We start from the raw sequence: 24,698 nt of genomic DNA, 5'->3' as shown, positions 1-24,698 counted from the left end.
GGGTCCCGGCCTTCGCCGGGACGACGATAGAGTTTACTCCACCCGCGTTCGCCGGGACGACGGTGTAGTTTACTCCGCCCGCCCCGTCCCCTCATTGAGCCAACACGCGACCTGATGCCGCGCGCCGGCATCAAGCAGCACCGGCCGTTCCACCTTGCAGCGGTCCATCACGTAGCGGCAGCGGGTGTGGAAGGCGCAGCCCGAGGGCGGGTTGATCGGGCTTGGCACGTCGCCGTCGATCATGGGCGCGAGCTTCTTCGCTTTGGGATTGGCGACCGGCACCGAGGCCAGCAGCGCCTGGGTATAGGGATGGCGCGGGTTGGCGAACAGTTCGGTCTTGTCGGCGATCTCGACGATGCGTCCGAGATACATCACGGCGACGCGGTGGCTGATATGGGCGACCACCGCGAGGTCATGGGCGATGAACAGATATGAAAAATTGTTCTTGCGCTGCAGGTCGATCAACAGATTGATCACCTGGGCCTGGATCGAGACGTCGAGCGCCGATACCGGTTCGTCGCACACGATCAGGCTCGGTCCCAATGATAACGCTCGCGCGATGCAGATGCGCTGCCGCTGTCCGCCGGAGAACTGATGCGGATAGTTCTTCATTTGGTCCGCGCGCAGGCCGACCTGTGCGAACAATTCCGCGACCCGTTCCTGCTGCTTGACGCCCGTGGCGAGGCCGTGGACGCCGAGGGGCTCGCCGACGATATCGCCCGCGGTCATGCGCGGATTGAGCGAGGCGAACGGATCCTGGAACACGATCTGCATCGAGCGCCGATGCGGGCGCAAATCGGTCTTGCTGAGGTTGGTGATGTCGATACCATTAAGCTTGATGGCACCGCTGGTCGGCTCCACCAGTCGGAGCACGCTGCGCGCGACCGTGGACTTGCCGCAGCCGGATTCGCCGACCAACCCCAGTGTCTCGCCCTTACCCACCGAGAAGCTGACGCCGTCGACCGAATGCACGGTGCCGATGCGCCGGCGAAGGATGCCGCCGCGCACCGGGTAATGTTTGACGAGGTCGGTGACCTCGAGCAGGGGAGTTGCGTCGGTCATGGCGCGGCCACCATTTCCGCCGCGCGCCAGCACGCCGCAAAATGATTGTCGCCGAAATCCATCAGCGGCGGATACTCGGCGCGGCAGCGGTCGATTGCGAACGGACAACGCGGTGCAAAGGCGCAGCCCGGCGGCAGATTGGTCAACGACGGCACCATGCCGGGAATTTCGTTCAACCTGACATCCTCTTTCGCGCCGAGCGAAATCACCGCCGGCATCGAGGCCATCAGACCGCGGGTGTAGGGATGCCGTGGATTCTCGAACAGCGCCTCGACGGTGGCCTCCTCGACCTTCTTGCCGGCATACATCACGATGACGCGCTGCGCCGTCTGCGCGACCACCCCAAGATCATGCGTGATCAGGATCAGTCCGGTGCCGAGCGTCTTTTGCAGGTCGACGATCAGCGCCAATATCTGCGCCTGGATCGTGACGTCGAGCGCGGTGGTCGGCTCGTCCGCGATCAGCAGCGCCGGGCGGCACGCCAGCGCCATCGCGATCATCGCGCGCTGCCGCATGCCGCCGGAAAGCTGGTGCGGATATTCATGCGCCCGCCGCTCCGGCTCGGGAATCCGGACGAGGCGCAGCATCTCAACCGCTTTCGCCCACGCTTCCTTCGCCGTCATGTCCTGGTGCAGGCGCACTACCTCGGTAATCTGGTCGCCGATCCGCATCACCGGGTTGAGCGAGGTCATCGGCTCCTGGAAGATCATCGACATCCGGTTGCCGCGGATCTGGCGCATCGCGGCTTCGTTGATGCCGAGCAGGTCGGTGCCTTCGAGTGTCACCGAGCCGCCGACGATCCGGCCCGGCGGATCCGGCACCAGCCGCATGATCGACAGTGCGCTGACGCTCTTGCCGCAGCCGGATTCGCCGACGATCGCCAGCGTCTCGCCGCGGCGGACGTGGAACGAGACATCGTCGACCGCCCGGAACAGGCCCGAATTGGTGAAGAACACCGTCTGCAGGTTCTTCACATCGAGAACTGTCTCTTCCGCTCCGATCCCGCTCATCAGCCGCGCTGCCTCGGGTCGAGGATGTCGCGCAACGCGTCGCCGAACAGATTGGTGCCGAACACCGCAAGGCTGATCGCGACGCCGGGGAAGATCACCAGCCAGGGCGCGGTGCGGACATACTCCGCCGCCGATTCCGACAGCATGCGGCCCCATGACGGATAGGGTTCGGGAATGCCGAGGCCGAGAAACGACAGCGAGGCTTCGGTGAGGATGGTGGAGCCGAGCTGCGCGGTCGCCAGCACGATCAGCGGCGCCAGCGTGTTCGGCAGCACGTGGCGGATCGCGATGCGCGTTTCGCTCATGCCGATCGACTTGGCGGCTTCGACGAATGGCAGTTCGCGCAAGGCCAGCGTATTGGCACGGATCACGCGGGCCACCGTCGGGATCAGCGGGATTGCGATCGCGATGATGACGTTCGGCAGCGACGGGCCCAACGCCGCCGTCATGACCAGCGCCAGCACCAGCAGCGGCAGGGCCTGCAAAATGTCGGTGACGCGCTGGAACAGCAGATCGACCCAGCCCGACAGATAGCCGGAGACGAGGCCGACGATGACGCCGAGCGTCGAGCCCAGCAGCGTGGCGCCGATGCCGACGGCCAGCGATATCCGGGCGCCATGGACGATCCGGCTCCAGACATCGCGGCCGAATGAATCGGTACCCAGCCAGTGCACGGCGTCGGGCGCCGCCAGCCGGTGCGTAGAATCGACGCTGAGCGGACTGAAGCGGCAGATCAAATCGGCCGATATCGCCACCCAGACGAACATCACCATGATGAAAAGGCCGATGGTGCCGAGCATGTAGCGCTGCGCGAGGAACGCCAGCCGGCGCCAGCCATGCGTCGAATGGGCGCCGGCGCGTTTCAGTTCGCTATCGTAATTGACCACGGCCAAGCTGATAACTCCTAATCCCCGTAGCGGATGCGCGGATCGATCGCGGCATACAGCAGGTCGACGGTAAAATTGGCGAACACCACGACGACCGCGATCAGCATCACGAGGTTCTGCACGATCGGGTAGTCGCGCCAGCGCAGCGCCTCGACCAGGAAGCGGGCGATGCCCGGGATATTGAACACGGTTTCGGTGACGATCAGCCCGCCGATCAGGAAAGCGGCCTCGATGCCGATCACGGTGATGACGGGCAGGATGGCGTTTTTCAGCGCATGGCGATAATTGACCGAATTTTCCGAGGCGCCCTTGGCGCGCGCGGTGCGGATGAAATCCTGGCGCAGGATTTCCAGCATCGAGGAGCGCGTGATGCGCATCGTCAGGGCAGCGCTGCGAAAGCCGACCGCCATTGCCGGCACGCAGTAGATGGCGATCGCTTCGGTCCAGGTTTTCGGATTGGGGTTGAAGATCGGCATGGTTCCGAACATCGAAACCGACGCCATCAGGATCAGCAGTCCGAGCCAGAACGAGGGCAGCGACAGCCCGCTCAGGCTGACGATACGCAAGGCGTAATCGAGCCTTGTGCCCTGGTGAACGGCGCTGATGACGCCGAGGGGAATGCCGATCGACGCGGAGAACAGGAGCGCCAGCCCCGCCAGCTTTGCGGTGATCGGAATTCGCGGCAGGATCTCCTGCAGCGCCGGCTTTTCCGACACATAGGAATAGCCGAGATCGCCGTGCAGCAACCCGCCGATCCAGCGGAAATACTGCACCACGATCGGGTCGCTGAGACCGAGTTCCTTTTCCAGATTGGCCTTGTCGGCGGGATCGACGAAGCCGGCCGCGTCGAACAGGATGTCGACGATATTGCCGGGAACGACGCGCAGCAGCACGAAGATGATGATCGAGATCCCGATCAGGGTCACGAACATCAAGGCGAGGCGTCGCACGATATAAGCAAACACCTGGCTATTCTCCCTGGCCGGCCGACGTAATGGCGGACGTTACTTGTCCATCCATACATCCTCGTAACGATAGCCGTTATAGGAGCTGTTCACCATGATGGTGATGCCCTTGACGTAGGGCTGCCAGCACGAACCCGAGCGGCCGTGGTAGATGATCGGGCGGGCGACGTCCTCCTGCAGCTTCTTGTCGATTTCCCAGACGATTTTCTTGCGCTTGGCGACGTCGGTTTCCTGGGACTGCTCGCTGAACAGCTTTTCGATATCCTTGTTGCAGTAGTTGGTGTAGTTGCGCTCCGAGCCGCAGGAATAGTTCTCGTAGAACGACTGGTCGGGATCGTCGACCGCATTGCCGGTCAGATTGAGGCCGAGCGCATAATCCTTGCGCGCGACTTTCGAGAACCAGTTCGCCGTCTCGACCACGTCAAGCTCGCCGTCGATATAGATGCTCTTGAGCTGATCGATCAGGATGATGGCGGGGTCGCGATAGATCGGAATGTTGCGCGTTGCGACCTTGACCGCGAGCCGCTTGTCGGGCCCAAAGCCCGCCTTCTGCATCAGCTTGCGCGCTTCTTCCCGGTTGGCGTTGATGTCGGGGCCGTAGCCCGGGATCGTCTCGAGCATCTCCTTCGGCATCGCCCACAACCCGCCCGGGGCGGGAAGCATGGTGCCGCCGATATCCGCCTGTCCTTCGAACAGGATCGAGATGAACGCCTTGCGGTCGATCGCCAGCGCCATCGCGCGGCGGATATCCAGGCTGTCAAACGGCGGCGAGGACGAGTTGACGATGATATTGGTCGAGACGTTGATCGGCTCGACGACGCACACGGCGTTCGGCGACTGCTTCTTGACGTCCTTGAGCAGCGGGATCGACACTTCGGTGGGGAAGGTCATGTCGAACTGGCCGGAGATGAAGCCGAGAATGGCCGTCGACCGGTTGGTGATGATGGTGAATTCCATGCCGTCGAGATACGGCAGGCCCTTCTTCCAGTAATCCGGGTTGCGCGTCAGCTTGATCGATTCGTTGGCCTTGAACTCGACGAATTTGAACGGGCCGGTGCCGGTCGGCTTGGTGCGCATGTCGCCGGGCGAGACGTGGCAGGGATAGACCGGCGTATAGCCGGAGGCGAGCAGCGCCAGCAGCGCGGGCTGTGGCCGCTTCAGATTGAACGACGCCTCGAAATCGCCTGACGTGGTGACGTCGACGACCTCGTCGTACCAGGACTTGCGCGGGTTCTTGCGGAACTTTTGCTGCGACTTGCCCATCAGCATGTCGAAGGTGCATTTGACGTCGGCGGAGGTGAACGGCTTGCCGTCGTGCCATTTGACGCCCTGCCGCAGCTTGAAGGTGAGCTTCTTCTTGTCGTCGCTCCAGGCCCAGCTCTCCGCAAGATCCGGGACGATCGACTCCATGGAGTTCTGCGGGACGTCCTGCTTGTAGATCACGAGGTTGTTGAAAACAGGCATGAAGGGAATGTTGACCGAATAGGTCGCCTCCTCGTGGATCGAGGCGCTGGCCGGGCTGTCGCGGTGATAGACCTTGAGGATGCCGCCCTGCTTGGGCTCGCCCGCCGATGCAACATGGTAGGCCGGCAGCAATAACAACGCCGCGACGGCAAGCGTTCGCACGCTCCGCATGGTGTCCCCTCCCGAGAATGTTCGGTCTCAAATGGCCGATTGCCGCCGACGATAGCATGACCATCCTGCCGGGCAACCGGCCAAGGCCGTGCGGAGGTTGGCAATTCGGACGAATGAAACTCCGTATGGCGGAACTGGCCTGACTTTTGCGGCCGTTTGCACGGATATGGCTGAGCAATTGGCGCCGTCGTTGCGACGCACACAAGATGATCGCGCCATAATGCCTCACCCGAGCGCTCACGCCGTCACATTCCGGCATATTTCGCATCAACGCGGTCGCGCGTTTGCCAATCCTGAGCCCCTCACACGATCCGCGAGGTCTTGTTGCCCCAATAGCGGTCGCGCAGCAGGCGCTTGTAGAGTTTGCCGGTGGGCAGCCGCGGCAGCTCCTTCTCGAAATCGATCGAGCGCGGCACTTTCTGGCGCGACAGCGACTGGCTGCAGAACGCGATCAATTCCTCCGCGAGATCCGCTCCTGGCGAAACGCCGGGCATTGGCTGCACCACCGCCTTCACTTCCTCGCCCAGATCCGGATTGGGCACGCCGAACACCGCGGCATCGGCGATTTTGGGATGGGTGATCAGCAAGTTCTCGCATTCCTGCGGGTAGATGTTGACACCGCCGGAGATGATCATGAACGTCGCGCGGTCGGTGAGATAGAGGAAGCCGTCATTGTCGACATAGCCGACATCGCCCACCGTGCTCATGCTGCCGTCCGCCGAGCGCGCCTCCTTCGTCTTGGCCGGGTCGCCGAAATACTCGAACGGCGTCGCGGTCTTGAACCACACCGTGCCCGGCGTGCCGACGGGAACGGCCTGCATGTTCTCGTCGAGAATATGCAGATCGCCGAGCAGCACCCGGCCCACGGTGCCGCGATGGGCAAGCCACTCCTGGCTGTTGCAGGAGGTGAAGCCGAGCCCTTCGGTGGCGCCGTAATATTCGTGGATGATCGGTCCCCACCATTTGATGATGTCGTCCTTGACCGCCGCGGGGCAGGGCGCGGCGGCATGGATCGCGATCTCGAGCGAGGAGAGATCGTATCGCGTGCGCGCCTCCTCCGGCAGCTTGAGCATGCGCGAGAACATCGTCGGCACCAGCTGGGTGTGCGTGATGCCCCATTTCGGAACCAGCGAGAGATAATGTTCGGGATCGAACTTTTCCATGATGATGGCGGTGCCGCCCATCTTGATGGTGAGGTTGACGGCGGCCTGCGGCGCCGAATGGTAGAGCGGCGCCGGCGATAGATAGATCATGCCCTCGCGGTACTGCCAGATCTTCACCAGGAAATCGAACAGCGGCAAATTCTGGTCGGCCGGCAGTTCCGGCAGCGGGCGCAGAATACCCTTCGGCCGGCCGGTGGTGCCGGAGGAATACAGCATCGCGGTGCCAACGCATTCATCTGCTATCGGCGTGTGCGGCATATCCGCCGTCGCTGCTTGCAGGCCAACGATGTGATCGCTTTCGGGCCAACTTTCTCCTTGGCCATCGGCGACGATGCAAAGCTCCACCTGCGGGCATTCCTGCAACGCCTCGCGTGCGACATCGAGTTTTTCCCGAGAGGTGATCAGGATGCGCGACTGGCTGTTGGTCAGGATGTAGGCGAGTTCGCTCGCGGTGAGGTACGAGTTCACGCAGGTGTAATAGAGGCCCGAGCGTTCGCCGGCGCCGCAGGCTTCGAGATAGCGGCTGTTGTTCTCCATGAAGATCGAATAATGGTCGAGCCGCTTCAGGCCGCGTTGGCGGAACAGATGCGCCAGCCGGTTGGAGCGCGCGTCGAGTTCGCGATAGGTGACGGTCTCGCCGGTTCCCGCCATGATGAAGGCGGGCTGCAGCGGACGAAGTTTTACATGCTTGCCGGTGTACATTTACTTTCCGTCTATCCCTTTGTTTTGAGCATGATCTTCTCGGAAAACCGGCGCCCACTTTTCCGGATCATGCTCTAGGCCGCCAGTTCGAGAATCTCGCGCACCTGTGCAGGTCCCTCGATCTTGCGTGGGTTGCGCGGCACCCACGGCGTCGCCATCGCCTGCTGCGCGATGCGGTCGAAATGCTCAGGCCCGACTTTGACCTCGCGCAGGCTGCGCGGCATGCCGAGGCCGCGAATGAAATTATCGAGCACGTCGCCGGCATCCTTGCCCGGATGCCCCATCGCGGCTGATACCAGCGCCTGGCGCTCGGCATTCACAGGCTTGTTCCAGCGCATCACGAAGGGGAGCATCACGCAGGAGGTGTGGCCGTGCGGCACGCCGAACTCGGCGCCGAGCACGTAGCCGATGCCGTGGCTGGCGCCCATCGGCACGCCCGCGGCTAGCGGCCCGGTCGAAAGCCAGGTGCCGATCTGGCAATCCATCCGCGCGTCGAGATCGGCGCCATCGGCCTTCACCCGCGGCAGCGCCTGCGCCAGCAGCGCAAGCCCCTTCAGCGCCTGGGCGTCGGCATAGGGATGCGCCTCGCGCGCACAAATGCCCTCAACGCAATGGTCGACGGCGCGGATGCCGGTCGACAGCCACAGCCATTCCGGCGTGTGCAGGCCGATCGCGGGGTCGAGGATCACGGCGCGCGGCATCACCAGCCGATGGCGCAGCGCTTCCTTGACCTTGGTCCGCTCGTTGGTAACGCCTGCGTTGGCGGTGAATTCGCCGCCGGCGATCGTCGTCGGCGCGCTGATCTGCCGCACCGCCGGCGGGTTCATCGGCGGCGGCGCGCCGGCAACGGCCCTTATTTTGTCGATGCCTTCGACGGTCGTAATGTCATTGGCGAGGCAGAGCTGCACCGCCTTGGCGCCGTCGGTGATCGAGCCGCCGCCGACGGTGACGATGAGATCGGCTTTGGCTGATCGGGCCTGTTCGGTCGCTGAGACCACGGCCGCGCGCGGCGTGTGGGCGGGCATCGCGTCGAACGTCGCGACGCAGCGCGGCCCCAGCACGTCGCGAATGTTCCTGATCACGTCAGTCTCGCGGTTGAGCGTGCCGCTGACCATCAGGAACGCTCTGACAGCGCCGAGCCGGTCCATCTGCTCGACGATCACCTCGGATGCAGGCCGTCCGAACACGACCTCATCCATGGCGCCGAATACCACACGCCCTCTATGCACGCTTGTCCTCCCCGGACATTTTGGTCTTGTTGGCAGGGAGGTTAGCGGAGGAAATTCCGGCCGTCATGCCCGAAGATGATGCGGGGGGAGCGGGGGTGCATCCCGGCAGTACCAAGTCTTCATACCGGCGCATGCGTTGCTTTCACCCTCCCCTGGAGGGGGAGGGTCGGCTCGCATTGAGCGTAGCGAAATGTGAGACGGGGTGGGGTGATCTCTCAACACCGGGACTGTCCGAGGGGATAGACCGTCACCCCACCCCGCCGCTTCGCGTCGACCCACGAGCAAGCTTCGCTTGTCTCGGACCCCTCCAGGGGAGGGTAAGCAAACGCACCTTCGCATTCTCGCGGCGCGATGCGCCCGAGTTGTGCTGGAATTCTTCGCCCCCAAAATTCAAAGGGCGCAGGGAATGCCGGATGCGCGCTGCACCCGCGGTCTCGTGTGCGAATAGTGCAAAGAAAGCTGCACACGAGCATACAGGGCAGCGGAGAACATCCGACATTCCCTGCGCAGTGGCTTTACGGCTTATAACGCGCTCTCCCCGGTGAGGCGGCCTCTATTGCCACCGTCACCCCTCGGAAGCGTTAGCTTCTTCAGAGCTTGACGCCGTTACGGGCGCCAGGACCACACGCCTTCGCCGTACGCATCAGCCGCGACCGTCAATCGCAACGTCAACGTCCACCGCATCCCCGCCCCTCGTCATGACGACGGCCGACGCCCCTCTGAGTGGGACGGGATGGGTGAGAATGTGCCGGTGATTTGGGTCGAAAGAAAGGGAAATATTTTTGATTTTCGGAAATATCGGACTTGACATGATTTCCGAATATCAGAACTGATTTGCCCGTCGGGCTACTATGTCGCACCTAGCCGTCATTGCGAGCCACCGGGTCGCGCGAATGCGCGCCCGATGACAGGTTCCGCGAAGCAATCCGCGCCTCGGTCTGGCGCAGTATGGATTGCTTCGCTGCGCTCGCAATGACGGGGAGAGGACGGCGTCTAAATCAAGCGGTCATTCCGGGATGGTCCGAAGAACCAGACCTCTGGTGCGCGATTGCTCACCGGGGAATCTCGAGATTCCGGGTTCGCGCTGCGCGCGCCCCGGAATGACGCTTTACCCACGCGCAAAAAATACGGACGCGTCGTGCTGCGATATGTTAGAGGCTTGGCACAACCGAAGGGGATATTTTGATGGCTTCATCGCCGGACCTTGCGACGCTCAAGCTCGACGACTTCGCATCCCATCTCGATGCTGACTTCGAGATGCAGACGACCGGCGGCGTGTTGCCGCTGAAGCTGGTGAAGGCCGATCCGACTGGCGCGGGCGGAAGGGAAGGCGCGGCGTTCTCGCTGCTGTTCGCAGCACCCGCCGGCACATCGCTGTCGCAGGCGATCTATCCGGTGACGCATCCTGTGCTTGGGGTGATGGAAATATTTCTGGTGCCGATCGGTCCGCTGCAAGGCGGCAGCGGTTATCAGGCGATATTTTCGTGAGGCGGGGATTCGTAGGGTGGGTTAGCCGAAGGCATAACCCACCGCGGACGTGAGAACGAAGATGGTGGGTTACGCTTCGCTAACCCACCCTACGCAGTACGCACCGCCGCAGTCTCCGCCCGCCACCGCATCAAGTCGTAGACGCCCTTGTCCTCCTCGGTCACAAAGCCGAGACGCCGGTAAAGCCGCATCGCCGGATTGAACTTCTCGACATGGATCGACACGTCCTTGCCGGCGGCGGCGGCCTCGTCCAGCAGGTCGCGCAGCAGGGCTTCGCCTAGCCCTTTGCCGCGATGTTCGGGGAGGAACGCAATGTCGATGATGCAATGCTGGCTCGGCCAGCGTTCGATGTAGAGACGGCCGATGGCTTCTCCGGCTCGCATCGCCACCAGCCGGTCGGCTTGGGGATGCTGACTCTGGTAATGCGTGTGCTGCGCACGGAACTGCATGTCGAGGAACGCCGCCTTTTCGGCCTCGCTCCACGGAAAAGCCGCGAGTTCGCTGGTGCGGGTCGAGGCATACAGCCGGGCGAGGAACGCCAGATCGGTGTCGGCGATGCGGCGAAAGCCGAGACCTGCGCCGGCTGCGCGCAACCAGCCGAACGAAACTGGCGAGATGTCGGCGGCCCGCAGGTTCATCCGCGCGGCGGGAAAACGCCCTGCAAGGCGATGATGTAGGTCAGCGTCAGATACGGCTGCATGTTGTTATGAGGATGCGAGCTGCCGGTGAGAGCCAGTGTCTGCGCATTCATCTGGACGAGATTGGCGATGTTGGACTGATAGATGGTGCCCGCCTTGGATCGCGAGAGGAATTCGGTAGGGGTGGGTTCCTTGAGCGTGGCGTTCTCGGTCGAGCCCTGGATAAAATGGTTGTGGAGCGGCAAGTTCCCCTGCAACAGGGTTACCGTCTGGCCGCCGCCGGGTTCGCCGAGATAGCGATCGCTCAGTCCGGTCCCTTGTCCCTGGCTGATGGCGCCTGAGCCCATCAGGTTGGGGAGCGCAAAGGTCGATTTGCCGTCGCCGCCGTAATAGGTCCCGAGTATCGAAAACAAGGCCGTGTTCTGCGAGATCGGCATGAGCTGGCCGTTGCACAACGCCCATCCTGTCGGCGCAAAGTCGCCGCCGAATATCCTGATCTCCGCAACGAACGGGTCTGACATGGATGGCCTCTAACTTTGCGTCGGAAAAATGCCGTACAGCGAAATGATGTAGCTGACGGTCAGGAAAGGCATCATGTTGTCGTGTGGATGATTGGAGCCGTTGCCTTGGACGGCGGTGGCGACCAATTGAGGGCCCGCCACATCGATCACGAAGGGGCTGATGGTTGGCGAGGTCGCCAGCACATTGCCGCTCGGGCTTGGGTTCGTCGCGATCGCGGTCGAGGCCATGAACGCATGATTGTGGATCGGAATCTGTTGGGTCGTGAGCGTCACCGTCTCGACGCCGCCAGTTTGGCCGATGGTGTAGGATTGCACGATACCGGGTCCCTGTCCCTGGTGGAGCGGGAGGCGGCCCCGCAAATCGGGCAGGGCGAAAGTAGACTGGCCGTCTCCGCCATAGGTCGTGCCGATCAGGGTGAAGAGCGCGTCGTTCTCCGAGATCGCAATCAGCGATCCGTCGCAGAACGCCCAGCCGGCTGGCGCAAAGTTGCCGCCGAACATTCGAATTTCGCCGATATAGGGATTGCTCATGGGAAATCTCTAGTTTCGCGACGGGTAGATGCCCGTCAGGGAAATGATGAAATTGACCACGAGAAATGGCTGCCGGTTCTCGTGAGCCTGGCCACCGCCAACGTTCGATACGGTCGTGGGATGCAATGTCGTTGGAGAGGTGAGGCCCCCGTAGGGGATGCCGACCTCACGTGCGAGGATGTTGCCCTGCACCGTGTTGACGTTGCCCTGCGTGTCGGATGCGAGCAGTCCATGATTATGGGCGGCCATTTCACCGGTAATCAGCGTGTGAAACTCCTCGCCGCTTTTCTGGCCGATGGTAAAGCCCGGGGCCTGATGAAGCCCGGTTCGTCCGCGCAGATCGGGGAGCGCGAAGGTGGTCCGCCCATCGCCGCCATAGAATGTCTGAAGTATCGAAAACAACGCCTGATTCTGATTGATCGGCAGAAGCTGCCCGTCGCAGAACGCCCAGTTCTTCGGCGCAAAATTCCAGGAAATAAGCTTGATTTCACCCAGGTAAGGTTGACCCACGCTCTCTCCCCTTGCTTCCAGTCAATCTACCTAAGGTATTAACCTATCTTATCTTCGCCGTCGAGATGAATCTGCGGCGACGCGCGGGAGGGGCGCGGCCATTCATCCGTAATGGATGGCGCCGCATCAGCGCGATCCGGAGCACGCCATTGCGGCGTCAACGGGCACACGCCGTTTGCTGGCTCTAAACCAGCAAACCGACGTGGATTTGGGTGAGATGAACGCCCGAATGACTGTCGATCAGCACGTTCAGGGCATCGCCCGAATGCGCGCCGTCGATTTGCGCGACGCTCACCCAGTGCGGCGCGGCGGGCGGGCCAAAGGGGTTCGTCGCGTTCACCTGCAGTGTCGCGAACTGGCCGCTGCCATCCTCGACCGCGCGCACGATCATCCCGTCGCTGAAACCGGTCGCGTGGAATTGCGAGGTCAGCGCGGAGAAGTCGAACCGGTCGCCCTCGGCGTAGCTGTAATCCACGACATGCGTGACCGGCGGCGCCGTCGCCGCATGGACGTCGACATTGGCGAACACGAAATTGTCCGCGCCGCCGCCGCCGAACAGGAAGCCGCCACCGGTACCGGCGTCGATGGTGTCGTTGCCGGGATTTGCGGCAGCTCCCGTAGACGCGGTGGGTGTCACAGGTCCGAGCGAGATCGTCGGCGTCAAGGTCGTGGTCGGGGCCAGCGCGACGTCGATCGTGTCGGGCAACCTGCGTTCGCCGGTATCGAGAACGACATTCATGAGGCCGGCGATGTCCGAATGCTCCAGGCCGATCACGTGACCGAGTTCGTGCTGGATCACCGTCAGCAGATCGATACGACCGGCGGCGCTGCCGCTGGTTGCCGTCAGCTGGTTCGGCGCAGTCACGGTATCGAATTCGCTGTTGTTGGCCGGCGTCGGATCGACGAACCAGCCCCAGCCTGCGCCGTTGCTGTCGATCGTGATTCCATGCTCGTCGCTGTTGGCGAGGAAACCGGAATTGGGCAAGTCCGCGATGCGGATCTGGGCATTCTGCATTTGCTCGATCTGCGCGGCTGACGCACCGGCAGCGGCCCATTGCGCAATCGCAACCGCGAGCAGCGGCGCCAGCGCGTCCATCGTGAGGACGTCCGAACTGCCCGGACCCTGGCCGTTCAGCGCCATCTGCGGCGTCGCCGGCGGCGACGGCGGGGCGGGCTGGCTGAAGAACACGTTGGTGTCGACCCGCATCGTGTTGCCGGGTGCGCCGCTTGCGGTCAGGCCGTTGGCCGCAGCCAGCGCCGCGGCGCTGGCCTGGGTGACGTTGACGTGATCGGACCCTCCGGGCGCGCCGCCGACGCGCGCGGTGGTGTTGGCGCCGCTGGCGTTGGCGTTGGAGAACGTGTTGTCGCTGATATTCGCGTTAATCACGCTGAGGCCGGCGTTATTGAAATTATTCACGAAGAGGCCACGGTCATCGATGATGTCGCGGATGGTGTTGCCGGTCAGGGTGAGATTGAAGGTGCTCGCCGAGTTCTGGGCACCGACGCCGACCTGGGCGACGATGCCCTCGAACCCCAGGCCGCCGCCGCCGACGCTCTGAATGATGTTGTTGGTGACGCTCAGCGTCATGGTGCCGCTGGCGGCCTCGTCGTGGAGGTCGAGGCCGTTGCCGATCTGCGCGCCGGAACCTGCCACGCCCTGGGTGCCGATCGTGGTGTTTTGCAGGAAGCCGGTGACGGTGCCGGTGCCAAAATGGTTGATGGCAATGCCGACCGCGCGGTTATTCGTGACCGTGTTGTTGTTGACGTCGAAATTGAGGTTGCCGGCGAGCGCACTGCTGAGGGTGATGCCGGAATTGTTGGTATTGAAGGTGTTGAGGCCGCCGGCTGTGCCGTCGCCGATGTGGACGTTGAGCGTGCCGTCGTTGGACGAGCCCTGGAAGCCGGTCGCGGTGAAGGTCGACGGCGTCGACAGATTGCCGCTGAACGTATTGTGCGTGGCGTGAACCGTCGCGGTTGGCGTTCCCGCGACGCCGCCGGAGGCGAGGTTGACCACGAACTGACTGCCGGCGAACGTCGAGGCGCCGTTGTTGGAGAAGGTGCTATCGGTCACCACCAGATCCGCGAGCGTGCCGCCGGTGTTCTCGATGAAGACGTTGTGGACATAGGAATTGGTGACGTTGAGGTCGTCGAAGGTGGTCACGTGGCTGGCGTTGCCGGTCAGTTCGAACAGATAGATATTGCCTTCGCCATTGCCCGCGGTGGAGTCGCCGCTGCCGGAAATGTTGAGGTTGCTCAACACCAGGCCGTTGATTGTGTTGCCGTTGATGCCGTTGCCGTCGGCGCCGGTGATGTTCATGTTGCGCAGGGTGACGTCCTGCGTATTGGTCAGGCTGATGGCGTGGCCGGTAGTGTTCTGGATGGTGCCGCCGGTGCCGTCCGTCGTGCCGGTGCCGGTGACGACCAGATGTCCGCTGGTGCCGGTGGTGTTGAGTACGATGCCGTTGACCGCGCCGTTGGACGAGATGTCCTGGAAGGTGACGTTGCTTGCGCCGATCGTGGTGCTGGTGATGTTGAGCGCGGTGCCGGTGCTGCTGGCGAGGTGGTTGGTGCCGGTCACGTTGACCGTGCCGCCGCCGGTCGCCACGAAGGCGTTCGAGGCGCCGGTATCCAGCGTCATGCCGCCGGTGAAATTGATGGTGCCGCCGGTATTGCTGGTGAGCGAGATGCCGCCACCGGCATCGTTGCTGTCGGTGACGGCGCCGGAGAAGGCAATCGTACCGCCGGTGTGGCTGGCGACCGAAGCTGACAGGCCGGTGCCATTGCCGATCGCACCGCCATAACTGATGTTGCCGGTGCCGCCGTTGATGTCGAATTCCGCAGTGGTGTGGCCGGACAGCGTGCCAGTGGTGCCGGTGAAGGTACCGGTCAGCGCACCGCCGAGCTGAACGCCATAGGCGCCGCCGGATGAACTCAACGTGTCGATGGTGACGTTGAGCGCGCCGCCCTGGTCGATGTCGACCGCCTGGCCGGCGCCCGAAATCTGCATCTGGTCGATGGTCAGGCTGCCGACCGCGTTGCCGCCGCCGCCCTGGCCGTCGTCGAGGCCGGTGGTGCCCGCGGCGGTCGTGATGTTGATGCCGTGGATGGTGTTGTTCTGGGCGAGGTCGATGCCCTGGTCGCCGGCACTGGTGACATTGATGGTCGGCCGCGCGCCGCTGGCGGTTTCGATGACGATGGCCGGGCCGCCGAACGGATCGGTGAGCGAGAGCGGCTGGTCGTCGCCGAGCAGGGTCTGCCCGTCCTTCAGGTTGATGCCGGGGCCGGTATAGGTGCCGGCCTTGACGTAGATGTAGTCGTTGACGCCAGGTCCGCTGGACCCGTTGAATTCGGTGACGTCGGTGAATGGATTGGTCTGTGAACCGCGCGGCGCGGCCCCGTCGATGGCGCTTTGGTCGCCGTTGATGAACCAGACCTGCGGCGTGACGCCGACCTGGATGATGTCGGTGTCGGTGATGGCGCCGGGGATGCCGGTGTGGCCATGGTCGTTGGTGGCAATCGTCAGCGTCGTCAGCGATGAACCGGTGGCGCCGTCCGCCGCGGTGTAGACCACGCTGCCCGCGAGTGAAGCGTTGATCTCTGCGATCGAGCCGGTCAGCGTCACCGTACCGGTGCCGTTGCCGCCGATGGCCGCGCCGCCGCCGACGGCACCGATCGTCACCGCGCCGCCGCCGGCCGATGTCAGCGTCGTCGTGATGTCGGTGGCAACGCCGGCCTCATTGGCGTCGATATCAGATACCGACAGACCGGTGATGGTATGGGTGGATCCGGACATCACCGTGAAGGGACCCGGCACGCCGGTATTGACCGGCGCGTCATTGACCGCCGTTACGTTGATGGTCTCGACCGCCGCGGTCGCGTCGGTGAGGCCATGGCTGTCAGTCGCAGCCGCGTTGAACGTCACCGCGCCGTTGAAATTTGCGGCCGGGACGAAATACAGCGTCGCGGCGTTGCCGGAGGCCGCCACGTCGGCGCCCTCGGTCACGACCGTGGTCAGGCCGGCGTCGCTGTAGAGCGTGCCCTGCGCGCCCCCCGGCAAACCGCTGATGTGGAACGACGCAACGGAGTCGCCGGAGTCCACGTCGGTGCCGGTGATCGTGATCGGAATATAGGCCGGCCCGGCCGGGTCTTCGTTGCCGGTCGCGATGATGGCGTTGGTATTGGGCGCCTCGTTGACGTCCTGGACGTGAACGGTGACGGCCTGATCGGTGTGCAGGTTCGGCGCGCCGTTGTCGGTGATGCGAACGATGACGTCATAGTTGTTGTCAGTGCCGATGTCGGTCGGGACCTCGAAGTTCGGTGCGGATTGGAAGGTGAGTACACCGGTGCCGGGGTCGATCGAGAACTTGCCCGCGTCGACGCCACCGGCGAGCGAGTAGGTCAGTGTCTGCGCCGGACTGTCCTGATCTGACGAGGTGACCGTGGCGACTGCGGTCTGGTTCTCGTTGACGTTGATCGAAGCGCTCGAGGTGATGACCGGTGCGTCGTTGACGTCGGTGACGGTGACGGTGATGGTCTGGTCGTCGGACGAGAGGCCGTCAAAGGCGCGGACGGTGACAACATAAGTGTTGTTACCGCTGGTCGCGGTATCGGTCGGATTCTCGAAATCGGGCGCGGTGATGAAAGTGACAACGCCGGTGTTCGCATCGATCGCGAACTTGCCGCCGTCGTCACCGGGGACGATCGAATAGGTGACCGGCGAGGGGCCGGCATCCGGGTCGGTGGCGTGGACGGTGGTTACAGCCGTGGTGTTCTCCGCGACCGATTTGGCGAAGACGGCGCCGCCGCCGTCGGAGTCGATGGCCGGCGCCAGGTTGGTGACGACATTGACCGTGAATGTCTGCTGGCTGTGCAGCGTGCCGTCGCTGGAATCGACGGTAATGTCATAGCTGGGATCGGCGAGGAGGATCTTGCTTGGATCGGCGACGGTGACGACGCCGGTCGCGGCATTGACCGTGAAGCCGCCGCCCGACGTATCGCCGATCAGCGTGTAAGTCACGCCCGGGCCGTTGACGTCGGTGGAAGACGCGGTGACGCCGACCGTGGCGCCGGCTGCAGAACCGACGACGACCTGGTTGGCCGCGCCGTTGCTGTCGACAGGCGTCGAGGGCGCGATGTCCGATACGGCGATGACGAAGGCTTGCGAAGAGGCCAGCGTGCCGTCGCTCGCCTGCGCAACGACGGTATAGCTGGCGCCCGAGGTTTCGAAATCGATCTTGGTGGCGTCGGCGACGGTGACGACTCCGGTCGTGGCGTCGATGGTGAAGCCGCCGCCCGAGGTGTCGCCGATCAGCGAGTAAGTCACGCCCGGGCCGTTGACGTCGGTCGAAGACGCGGTGACGCCGACGGTCGAGCCGTTGGCGGCGCCCTCGGCGACGGTGTTGGCTGCGGCATCGCCGTCGACGGGCGTCGAAGGCGCCGCGTCGGTGACGGCGATGGTGTAGGACTGCTGGCTGAATAATCCGCCGCTGTCGGTGGCCCGCGCCACGATCGTATAGCTGTTGCCCGGCGCGCTCTCGAAGTCGATGGCGCTGGAGTTGGCGACGGTGACGACGCCGGTGGCGGCATCGATGGTGAAACGGCCGCCGGCGCTGTCGGCGAGGCTATAAACTACGCCGGGTCCATTGATATCTGTCGAGGAAGCGGTGATGCCGACGGTTGAACCATTGGCAGCGCCTTCGATCACCGAGTTGGCGCCGGCATTGGTGTCGACCGGGATCGATGGTGCGATATTGGTCACGCCGATGGTGAAGGTCTGCGAACTGGTGAGGGTGCCGTCGCTGGCTTGCGCGGTGACGGTGTAGCTGCCGCCGGACGTTTCAAAATCGATCCTGCTCGAATCGGCGACGGTGACGATGCCGGTCGCGGCGTCGATGGTGAAGCCGCCGCCGGACGTATCGCCGGTCAGCGAATAGGTCACGGCTCCGCCATTGATGTCGCTCGAGGCGGCGGTGATGCCGACGACGGTGCCGTTCGCGACACCCTCCAGCACCGTGTTGGCCGCTGCATCGCTGTCGGTCGGGGCCGCGGGCGCGACATCCGTCACGCCGATCATGAAGGTTTGCGCCATATTCAGTGCGCCGTTAGACGCCTGCACGACGACGAAATAGGCGTGACCGGCCGCAGTCTCGAAATCGATCTTGGTGCCGTCGGCGACGGTGACGATTCCGGTCGTGGCGTCGATGGTGAAGCCGCCGCCGGACGTGTCGCCGATCAGCGAATAGGTCGTCGCCGGGCCGTTCGGGTCAACAGCGAACGCGGTGAGGCCGACGGTCGAACCGTTGGCGGCGCCCTCCGCGACGCTGTTGGCGGCGCCGTTGCCGTCGACCGGCGTCGCCAGCGCAATGTCTGACACGTTGATGGCAAAGTTCTGCGAACTCGACAGCGTACCGTCGCTCGCCACCACGGTGACGTTGAGGACATGCCCGGGCGCAGTGCTTTCGAAATCGATCTTGGTGGGATCGGCGACCGACACCACGCCTGTGGCCGCATCGATCTTGAAGGCGCCGTTGGCGCTATTACTCAGGCTGTAGGTGACGCCCGGGCCGTTGATGTCGGTAGAGGAGGCGGTGATGCCGACCAGCGTGTTGGCGGCGGCGCCTTCCGCCACGGTGTTGGCGCCGGCATTGCTGTCGACCGGGGTCGAGGGCGCGATGTCTGACACGTTGATGGTGAAGCTCTGCGACGAGGTGGAGAAACCGTCGAACGAATTCACCGTGATGGTGTAGGCGTGGCCCGCCGCGGTCTCGAAGTTGATCTTGGCGGGGTTGGCGACCGTCACCACGCCGGTGGCCGCGTCGATCTTGAAGCCGCCGCCGGAACTGTCCGACGCCAGCGTGTAGGTAATGGTCTGACCTTCGGCGTCCGTCGAGCGGGCGGTCACGCCGACCAGCGTATTGACGGCGGCGCCTTCGACGACATTGTTGGCCGCGGCGTTGACGTCTGTCGCGGTCGATGGCGGCGTGTTGGCTGTCGGCGGCGGTGGTCCGGGGCCAACGATGACCGTGCCGGGGCCACCGGGAGGCGTGCCGGGGCCGGGCGGCGGCGGATTCACGCCGGGAGGTGTGCCGCCGGTCGCGGGCGGCGGCATCGAACCGGGGGGCAAATCGTTCGCCATTATTCGTACTCCCAACGCAAGTTTCTTGTCCGCGTCACGCAGCCAATCGCGCGGCTAGCGCGATGCGTGAACACGTCGAATGTTTTGATGGATGGTGTGCGCGATGTTGCAGCAGCCCGGTCCGCCCGATGAACGGAGGACTGCAAACGCAATTCGGGGAGACCTGTTACCAGCGACAGAAATCTCGCTCGTCACTCCGAAATGCCTCACTCACTAACGCCGCAACGAAAAGGGGGTAATCAATGTTCAATAAATGCGGCTGGATAAAAATTAAGACTTTAGCAACCATGATCGTAGCCGAGTGCACAACCTGGAGTCAACGTTCTCGGATTATTAACCATATGGGCGTGGGCCGTAACGTCGACGCGGAGGCGCTGCCGGTCGTCCGCTTCTCCTAAATGGAACTTTGGGCGACGCGGCCGACGACAATTGTGTGATGTCACGTTTTCGTCATGTTCGGCGCGGTGGCCGCGATGGCGCAATCCGGCGATTTTCCTTCAGGCCAGCACTTTTGACCCATTCGTGCCAGCCCAGTACCCGCACCGGCGCAAGGCGTGATCGTCCGCCATGCATAACGATTGTGCTTGATCCCATCGCCTTCTTGAACAGACTGGGAACCAGTCACATCTGTGACCTCCGCCGGGGAGCGGCAGCCGCCTCCATCGATCGAGATGTCGGGAAGTGCCAGGGGAGATGGAGCAGATGGAATTGAGCGCGACTGAAAAACGGGATTGTCCGGTTCAACCGGAAGGCCGTCACGTCTTCTTCCCTTCGCTTCGCAGCCTCTCACCGCTGATCCTGGTGTCCGCGCTGGCGCTGTCCGGATGTGGCGACAAGCCCCCGCAGCCAGCCGCGGCCGCGGCGCCGCCGGTTACGGTCGCGCAGCCGGTGAAGCGCACCGTCACGGATTGGGACGAATTCACCGGGCGGTTCGAGGCGGTCCAGGAAGTCCAGGTTCGCGCCCGCGTAGGCGGCTTCGTGAACAGCGTCGAGTTCCGCGACGGCGCCTTCGTCAAGGCCGGCGATCTTCTCTATGTAATCGATGCCCGCCCCTTTGAAGCGGTCGCAGACCAAGCCGACGGCCAGCTTTCCGATGCGCGCGCCAAGGGCGAACTCGCCAAACGCGAACTCGATCGCGCCTTGACCTTGAACCTGACCCAAGCGGTCTCCGATTCCATCGTCGATCAGCGCCGCCAGACCCTGCAGGCGGCACGTGCGGCCGAGATGCAGGCCGAAGGCGCGCTCAAGGCAGCCAGGCTCAACATCGAATTCGCCCATGTGATGGCGCCGATCGCGGGCCGCGTCAGCCGTCATCTCGTGACCCCCGGCAATCTGGTGCAGGGCAGCGATGGCGCCTCGACCCTGCTCACCTCGATCGTCTCGCTCGATCCGATCTACATCTATTTCGACGTGGACGAGACGACCTATTTGAGGAACAACCGCCTGTGGTTTGAGGGCCGGCGGCCGAGTTCGCGCGATACCCCGAACCCGGTGCAGGTGACGCTGACCGGGGAGACCAAGCCGTCGCATGACGGCAAGATGGATTTCATCGATAACCGCCTCGACGTCTCGACCGGTACGTTGCGCAGCCGCGCCGTGATTCCGAACAAGGACATGTCGATCCTGCCCGGGCAGTTCGGCCGCGTGCGGCTGATCGGCAGTGCGCCGTATGAAGCGCTGCTGCTGCCCGATACGGCGATCGCCACCGATCAATCGCGAAAGATCGTTTTCGTCGTCAAGGACGACAATACCGTCGAGGCGAAGCCGGTAACCCTCGGCCCGCTCGACGAAGGCCTGCGCGTAATCCGCGAAGGCCTCAAGGCCGAAGATCGCGTGATCGTCGCCGGCCTGCAGCGCGCCCGCGTCGGCGCGAAAGTCACGCCGAATCCCGCTCCCACTCCAGCGCCTGCCGGTGACAAGAAATGAACCTCGGCCGGCTCTCCATCAATCAGCCCATCCTGGCGATGGTGCTGTCGATCGTGCTGCTGATTATCGGCGCGATCGCCTACACCACGCTGCCGGTGTCGGAATATCCGCAAGTGGTGCCGCCGACCGTGGTGGTCACCACGCAATATCCCGGCGCGACCGCGCAGACCGTCTCCGATACGGTCGCAGCCCCCATCGAGCAGGAGATCAACGGCGTCGAGGACATGCTGTATCTCTACAGCCAGGCTACCTCGAGCGGGCAGTTGACGATCACGGTGACGTTCAAGCTCGGTACTGATCTGGACAAGGCGCAGGTGCTGGTCCAGAACCGCGTCGCCATCGCCCAGCCGCGGTTGCCGGAAGAGGTGCAGCGCAACGGCGTCGTCACCCGCAAGAACAGCCCCGACATCCTGATGGTCGTGTTCATGCTGTCGCCCGACGACAGCTTCGACCAGCTCTATATCAGCAACTATGCGCTGCTGCAGGTGCGCGATCAGTTGCTTCGCGTCGACGGCATCGGCGACATCCAGATGTTCGGCGCGCGCGACTACTCGATGCGGCTGTGGCTCGATCCGGACCGGATCGCCACGCTCGGCATGACCGCCGGCGAAGTGCTGGCGGCGATCCGTGCGCAGAACCTGCAGATCACGGGCGGGCAGATCGCGGAGCCGCCGATCGCCGACCGTGCTTTCCAGCCCAATCTCACCTTCACCGGCCGGCTGAAGGATATCAAGCAATTCGAGGACATCGTCGTCAGATCCGGCTCCGACGGCCGCACGGTGCGATTGCGCGACGTGGCAAGGGTCGAACTGGGGGCCTTGTCCTATACGACCAACAGCTTCCTGCTGCGGAAATCGGCCGTCGCACTGCTGGTGACCCAGCGACCCGGCTCGAATGCGCTCGCTACCGCCAAGAACATCTCCGATACGATGACGAAGCTGAAGGCCGACTTTCCCAAGGGCCTCGACTACAATATCGGCTACAATCCGACCGAGTTCATCGCGCAATCCGTCAGCGAGCTGATCAAGACGATCTACGAGGCGATGATCCTCGTCGTCATCGTGGTGCTGGTGTTCCTGCAGGGCTGGCGTCCGGCGATCATTCCCATCATCGCGATCCCGGTGTCGCTGGTCGGCACCTTCGCCGTGATGGCGGCGCTGGGATTCTCGATCAACAACCTCACTTTGTTCGGGCTGGTGCTCGCGGTCGGCATCGTGGTCGATGACGCGATCGTCGTGGTCGAAAACGTCGAGCGGCATCTCGAGCACGGCATGAGCCGGCGCGACGCGGCACTGAAGACGATGGAAGAGGTGGGTGCAGCCCTGGTCTCGATCGCGCTGGTGCTGTGCGCGGTGTTCGTGCCGACCGCGTTCCTCGGCGGCATTTCCGGGCAGTTCTTCCAGCAATTCGCCGTCACCATCGCGGTGGCAACCGCGATCTCCTGTTTTTGCTCGCTGACACTGTCGCCCGCGCTGGCCTCGTTGATCCTGGTGCCGCACGCGGAAAAGAAGCCGCCGGCCAGTTGGAATTTCATCGGGCGCGGCTGGGACGCCTTCACCGGGGTGTTCAATCGCACCTTCGACCGGCTGGCGCATGGTTATGCCAGCGCGGCCAATTTCGTGATCCGGCATTCGGCCGTCATGCTGCTGCTGTATGCCGCGCTGATCGGCAGCGCCGGATGGCTGCTTTACACCACGCCGCAAGGCTTCATTCCGGCGCAGGATCGCGGCTACATCATCGTATCCGTGCAATTGCCGGGCGCGGCGTCGCTGGCGCGTACCACCGAAGTGGTCCGGGAGATCGAAAAGATCGCGCTCGATACGCCGGGCATCATCAGGGTAGCTGCGTTCGCCGGCTTCTCGGGTGCGACCCGAACGCAGGCGGGCAATGCCGCGGCCCTGTTCCCGGTGTTCGAGGATCCGGAACATCGGATCAAGAAGGGATTGACCGCTTCTGTCATCACCAACGATTTACGAAAGCGGCTAGCTGCGATCGAAGACGCCTTCATCATCGTGATCCCGCCGCCCGCGGTGCCGGGCATCGGCACCGGTGGTGGTTTCGCCATGCGCGTTCAGGATCGCCAGGGCCGCGGACCGGAAATGCTTGCCGCTGCGACCGACGAGCTGGTTGGCGCGGCGCGCAAGGCGCCCGGCTTGACCTCGGTGTTTTCGCCGTTCACCGCCAACACGCCGCAAGTGTTCGTCGACATCGATCGCGTCAAGGCGCAGAAACTCGGCGTGCCGATCTCGAGCGTCACCGAAGCCATCCAGAGCTATTTCGGCTCGATCTATGTCAACGACTTCAACCTGTTCGGCCGCACCTATCACGTCACGGCGCAGGCCGATCTGCCGTTCCGGAAGGAAACCTCCGATCTGGCCCGGCTGCGCACCCGCAATGCGGCCGGCGACATGGTGATGCTCGGCAGCGTCGTGGATTTCAAGGACATCTCAGGGCCGGACCGCGTCGCGCGCTACAATCTCTATCCGGCGTCGGAGCTGCAGGGCGACACGCTGCCGGGCACCAGTTCGGCGACCGCCATCGACACCATGAAGAAGCTGGCGGAAGAGACGCTGCCGAGCGGCTTCCACTATGAATGGACCGATTTGTCCTATCAGCAGGTCACCGGCGGCAATGCGGGTCTCTACGTGTTCCCGATCTGCGTGCTGTTCGTGTTCCTGGTGCTGGCGGCGCAATATGGCAGCTGGAGCCTGCCGTTCGCGGTGATCCTGATCGTGCCGATGTGCCTCCTGGCTGCGACCATCGGTGTGCGGATCATGGGGCAGGACGTCAACATCCTGACCCAGATCGGCTTCGTGGTGCTGGTGGGGCTGGCGGCTAAAAACGCGATCCTGATCGTCGAGTTCGCGCGCGACATCGAGCTGGAAGGCAAGCCGCGGCTGGAGGCGGTGATCGAAGCCTGCCGGTTGCGGCTGCGGCCGATCCTGATGACGTCGTTCGCCTTCATCCTCGGCGTGCTGCCGCTGGTGATTTCGTCCGGCTCGGGATCGGAAATGCGCCAGGCGGTCGGGGTTGCGGTGTTCTTCGGCATGATCGGCGTCACGCTGTTCGGCCTGATCTTCACGCCCATCTTCTACATGATCGTTCGTGGGCTGGCCGATCCGAAGAAGCCGAAGGATGCCGTCGCGGCGTGATCTCGGGTGAGTCTTTTGCTCCATGGTCATTCCCCGATGTGCAATTGCAGATCGGGGAATCCATTCATCTACGCCAATTGCCGCCGAATGGATTCCGGGTTCGCGCTTCGCGCGCCCCGGAATGACGGAGGTGGAGGATCGCAG

General features: G+C 63.6%; 15 protein-coding genes. 3 read left to right on the top strand and 12 right to left on the bottom strand.

Annotation, left to right across the window (positions count from 1 at the left end; genetic code table 11):
* Nucleotides 1-69 precede the first annotated feature (69 nt).
* From JQ600_RS25020 to JQ600_RS24990, 7 genes are all read right to left on the bottom strand, one after another.
* Nucleotides 70-1,062, bottom strand: a complete 993-nt coding sequence (locus tag JQ600_RS25020) for an ABC transporter ATP-binding protein (RefSeq protein WP_212392052.1) — start codon at nucleotides 1,060-1,062, stop codon at nucleotides 70-72.
* Nucleotides 1,059-2,072, bottom strand: a complete 1,014-nt coding sequence (locus JQ600_RS25015) for an ABC transporter ATP-binding protein (RefSeq protein ID WP_212392051.1) — start codon at nucleotides 2,070-2,072, stop codon at nucleotides 1,059-1,061. Before JQ600_RS25015 ends, JQ600_RS25020 begins: the two co-directional genes overlap by 4 nt.
* Nucleotides 2,072-2,965 (bottom strand): ABC transporter permease, encoded by an 894-nt coding sequence (locus tag JQ600_RS25010; RefSeq protein ID WP_212392050.1) that lies wholly within the window; start codon nucleotides 2,963-2,965, stop codon nucleotides 2,072-2,074. Before JQ600_RS25010 ends, JQ600_RS25015 begins: the two co-directional genes overlap by 1 nt.
* A gap of 11 nt (nucleotides 2,966-2,976) precedes the next feature.
* Nucleotides 2,977-3,924, bottom strand: coding sequence for an ABC transporter permease (locus JQ600_RS25005; protein ID WP_192735579.1), 948 nt, complete (start codon nucleotides 3,922-3,924; stop codon nucleotides 2,977-2,979).
* Between the two features lie 39 nt (nucleotides 3,925-3,963).
* On the bottom strand, nucleotides 3,964-5,559 hold the full coding sequence (locus tag JQ600_RS25000) for an ABC transporter substrate-binding protein (RefSeq protein WP_212490133.1): 1,596 nt from the start codon (nucleotides 5,557-5,559) through the stop codon (nucleotides 3,964-3,966).
* A gap of 302 nt (nucleotides 5,560-5,861) precedes the next feature.
* Nucleotides 5,862-7,424: an AMP-binding protein gene (locus JQ600_RS24995; RefSeq protein ID WP_212392048.1), complete on the bottom strand. Its 1,563-nt coding sequence runs from the start codon at nucleotides 7,422-7,424 to the stop codon at nucleotides 5,862-5,864.
* 74 nt (nucleotides 7,425-7,498) lie between these two features.
* Nucleotides 7,499-8,653 carry an iron-containing alcohol dehydrogenase gene (locus tag JQ600_RS24990; RefSeq protein WP_212392047.1) on the bottom strand — a complete coding sequence of 385 codons (1,155 nt, stop codon included), beginning with the start codon at nucleotides 8,651-8,653 and terminating at the stop codon, nucleotides 7,499-7,501.
* A gap of 1,185 nt (nucleotides 8,654-9,838) precedes the next feature.
* Here JQ600_RS24990 and JQ600_RS24985 point away from each other — a divergent pair.
* Nucleotides 9,839-10,141 carry a DUF6916 family protein gene (locus JQ600_RS24985; protein WP_249136072.1) on the top strand — a complete coding sequence of 101 codons (303 nt, stop codon included), beginning with the start codon at nucleotides 9,839-9,841 and terminating at the stop codon, nucleotides 10,139-10,141.
* 89 nt (nucleotides 10,142-10,230) lie between these two features.
* Here JQ600_RS24985 and JQ600_RS24980 read toward each other — a convergent pair whose 3' ends face one another.
* From JQ600_RS24980 to JQ600_RS24960, 5 genes are all read right to left on the bottom strand, one after another.
* Complete coding sequence (locus tag JQ600_RS24980) at nucleotides 10,231-10,779, bottom strand: GNAT family N-acetyltransferase (RefSeq protein WP_212390796.1); 549 nt, start codon at nucleotides 10,777-10,779, stop codon at nucleotides 10,231-10,233.
* The gene (locus tag JQ600_RS24975) at nucleotides 10,776-11,300 is read right to left on the bottom strand and encodes a phage tail protein (protein ID WP_212000834.1); all 525 of its coding nucleotides are present in this window, start codon (nucleotides 11,298-11,300) and stop codon (nucleotides 10,776-10,778) included. The genes JQ600_RS24980 and JQ600_RS24975 overlap by 4 nt, the downstream gene beginning before the upstream one ends.
* Nucleotides 11,301-11,309: 9 nt before the next feature.
* Nucleotides 11,310-11,831 (bottom strand): phage tail protein, encoded by a 522-nt coding sequence (locus tag JQ600_RS24970; RefSeq protein ID WP_212390797.1) that lies wholly within the window; start codon nucleotides 11,829-11,831, stop codon nucleotides 11,310-11,312.
* Nucleotides 11,832-11,840: 9 nt separating this feature from the next.
* Nucleotides 11,841-12,341, bottom strand: a complete 501-nt coding sequence (locus JQ600_RS24965; protein WP_212390798.1) for a tail fiber protein — start codon at nucleotides 12,339-12,341, stop codon at nucleotides 11,841-11,843.
* 184 nt (nucleotides 12,342-12,525) lie between these two features.
* Nucleotides 12,526-19,476 (bottom strand): cadherin repeat domain-containing protein, encoded by a 6,951-nt coding sequence (locus tag JQ600_RS24960; protein ID WP_212490132.1) that lies wholly within the window; start codon nucleotides 19,474-19,476, stop codon nucleotides 12,526-12,528.
* 702 nt (nucleotides 19,477-20,178) lie between these two features.
* Here JQ600_RS24960 and JQ600_RS24955 point away from each other — a divergent pair.
* On the top strand, nucleotides 20,179-21,402 hold the full coding sequence (locus JQ600_RS24955) for an efflux RND transporter periplasmic adaptor subunit (RefSeq protein ID WP_212267306.1): 1,224 nt from the start codon (nucleotides 20,179-20,181) through the stop codon (nucleotides 21,400-21,402).
* On the top strand, nucleotides 21,399-24,554 hold the full coding sequence (locus JQ600_RS24950; RefSeq protein WP_212390800.1) for an efflux RND transporter permease subunit: 3,156 nt from the start codon (nucleotides 21,399-21,401) through the stop codon (nucleotides 24,552-24,554). Before JQ600_RS24955 ends, JQ600_RS24950 begins: the two co-directional genes overlap by 4 nt.
* The last annotated feature ends 144 nt before the right edge of the window (nucleotides 24,555-24,698 follow it).

The organism is Bradyrhizobium sp. AUGA SZCCT0176, assembly GCF_018130145.1.
GTDB lineage: Bacteria > Pseudomonadota > Alphaproteobacteria > Rhizobiales > Xanthobacteraceae > Bradyrhizobium.
Note: the sequence above shows the minus strand (reverse complement) of the source record. Positions and strands in the feature narration are given on the sequence as shown.

Coding starts and splice junctions, on each gene's coding strand:
- JQ600_RS25000 (WP_212490133.1), bottom strand. CDS start 5,559: ATGCGGAGCGTGCGAACGCTTGCCGTCGCGGCGTTGTTATTGCTGCCG.
- JQ600_RS24975 (WP_212000834.1), bottom strand. CDS start 11,300: ATGTCAGACCCGTTCGTTGCGGAGATCAGGATATTCGGCGGCGACTTT.
- JQ600_RS24955 (WP_212267306.1), top strand. CDS start 20,179: ATGGAATTGAGCGCGACTGAAAAACGGGATTGTCCGGTTCAACCGGAA.
- JQ600_RS24980 (WP_212390796.1), bottom strand. CDS start 10,779: ATGAACCTGCGGGCCGCCGACATCTCGCCAGTTTCGTTCGGCTGGTTG.
- JQ600_RS24960 (WP_212490132.1), bottom strand. CDS start 19,476: ATGGCGAACGATTTGCCCCCCGGTTCGATGCCGCCGCCCGCGACCGGC.
- JQ600_RS24995 (WP_212392048.1), bottom strand. CDS start 7,424: ATGTACACCGGCAAGCATGTAAAACTTCGTCCGCTGCAGCCCGCCTTC.
- JQ600_RS25015 (WP_212392051.1), bottom strand. CDS start 2,072: ATGAGCGGGATCGGAGCGGAAGAGACAGTTCTCGATGTGAAGAACCTG.
- JQ600_RS24970 (WP_212390797.1), bottom strand. CDS start 11,831: ATGAGCAATCCCTATATCGGCGAAATTCGAATGTTCGGCGGCAACTTT.
- JQ600_RS25020 (WP_212392052.1), bottom strand. CDS start 1,062: ATGACCGACGCAACTCCCCTGCTCGAGGTCACCGACCTCGTCAAACAT.
- JQ600_RS24950 (WP_212390800.1), top strand. CDS start 21,399: ATGAACCTCGGCCGGCTCTCCATCAATCAGCCCATCCTGGCGATGGTG.
- JQ600_RS24985 (WP_249136072.1), top strand. CDS start 9,839: ATGGCTTCATCGCCGGACCTTGCGACGCTCAAGCTCGACGACTTCGCA.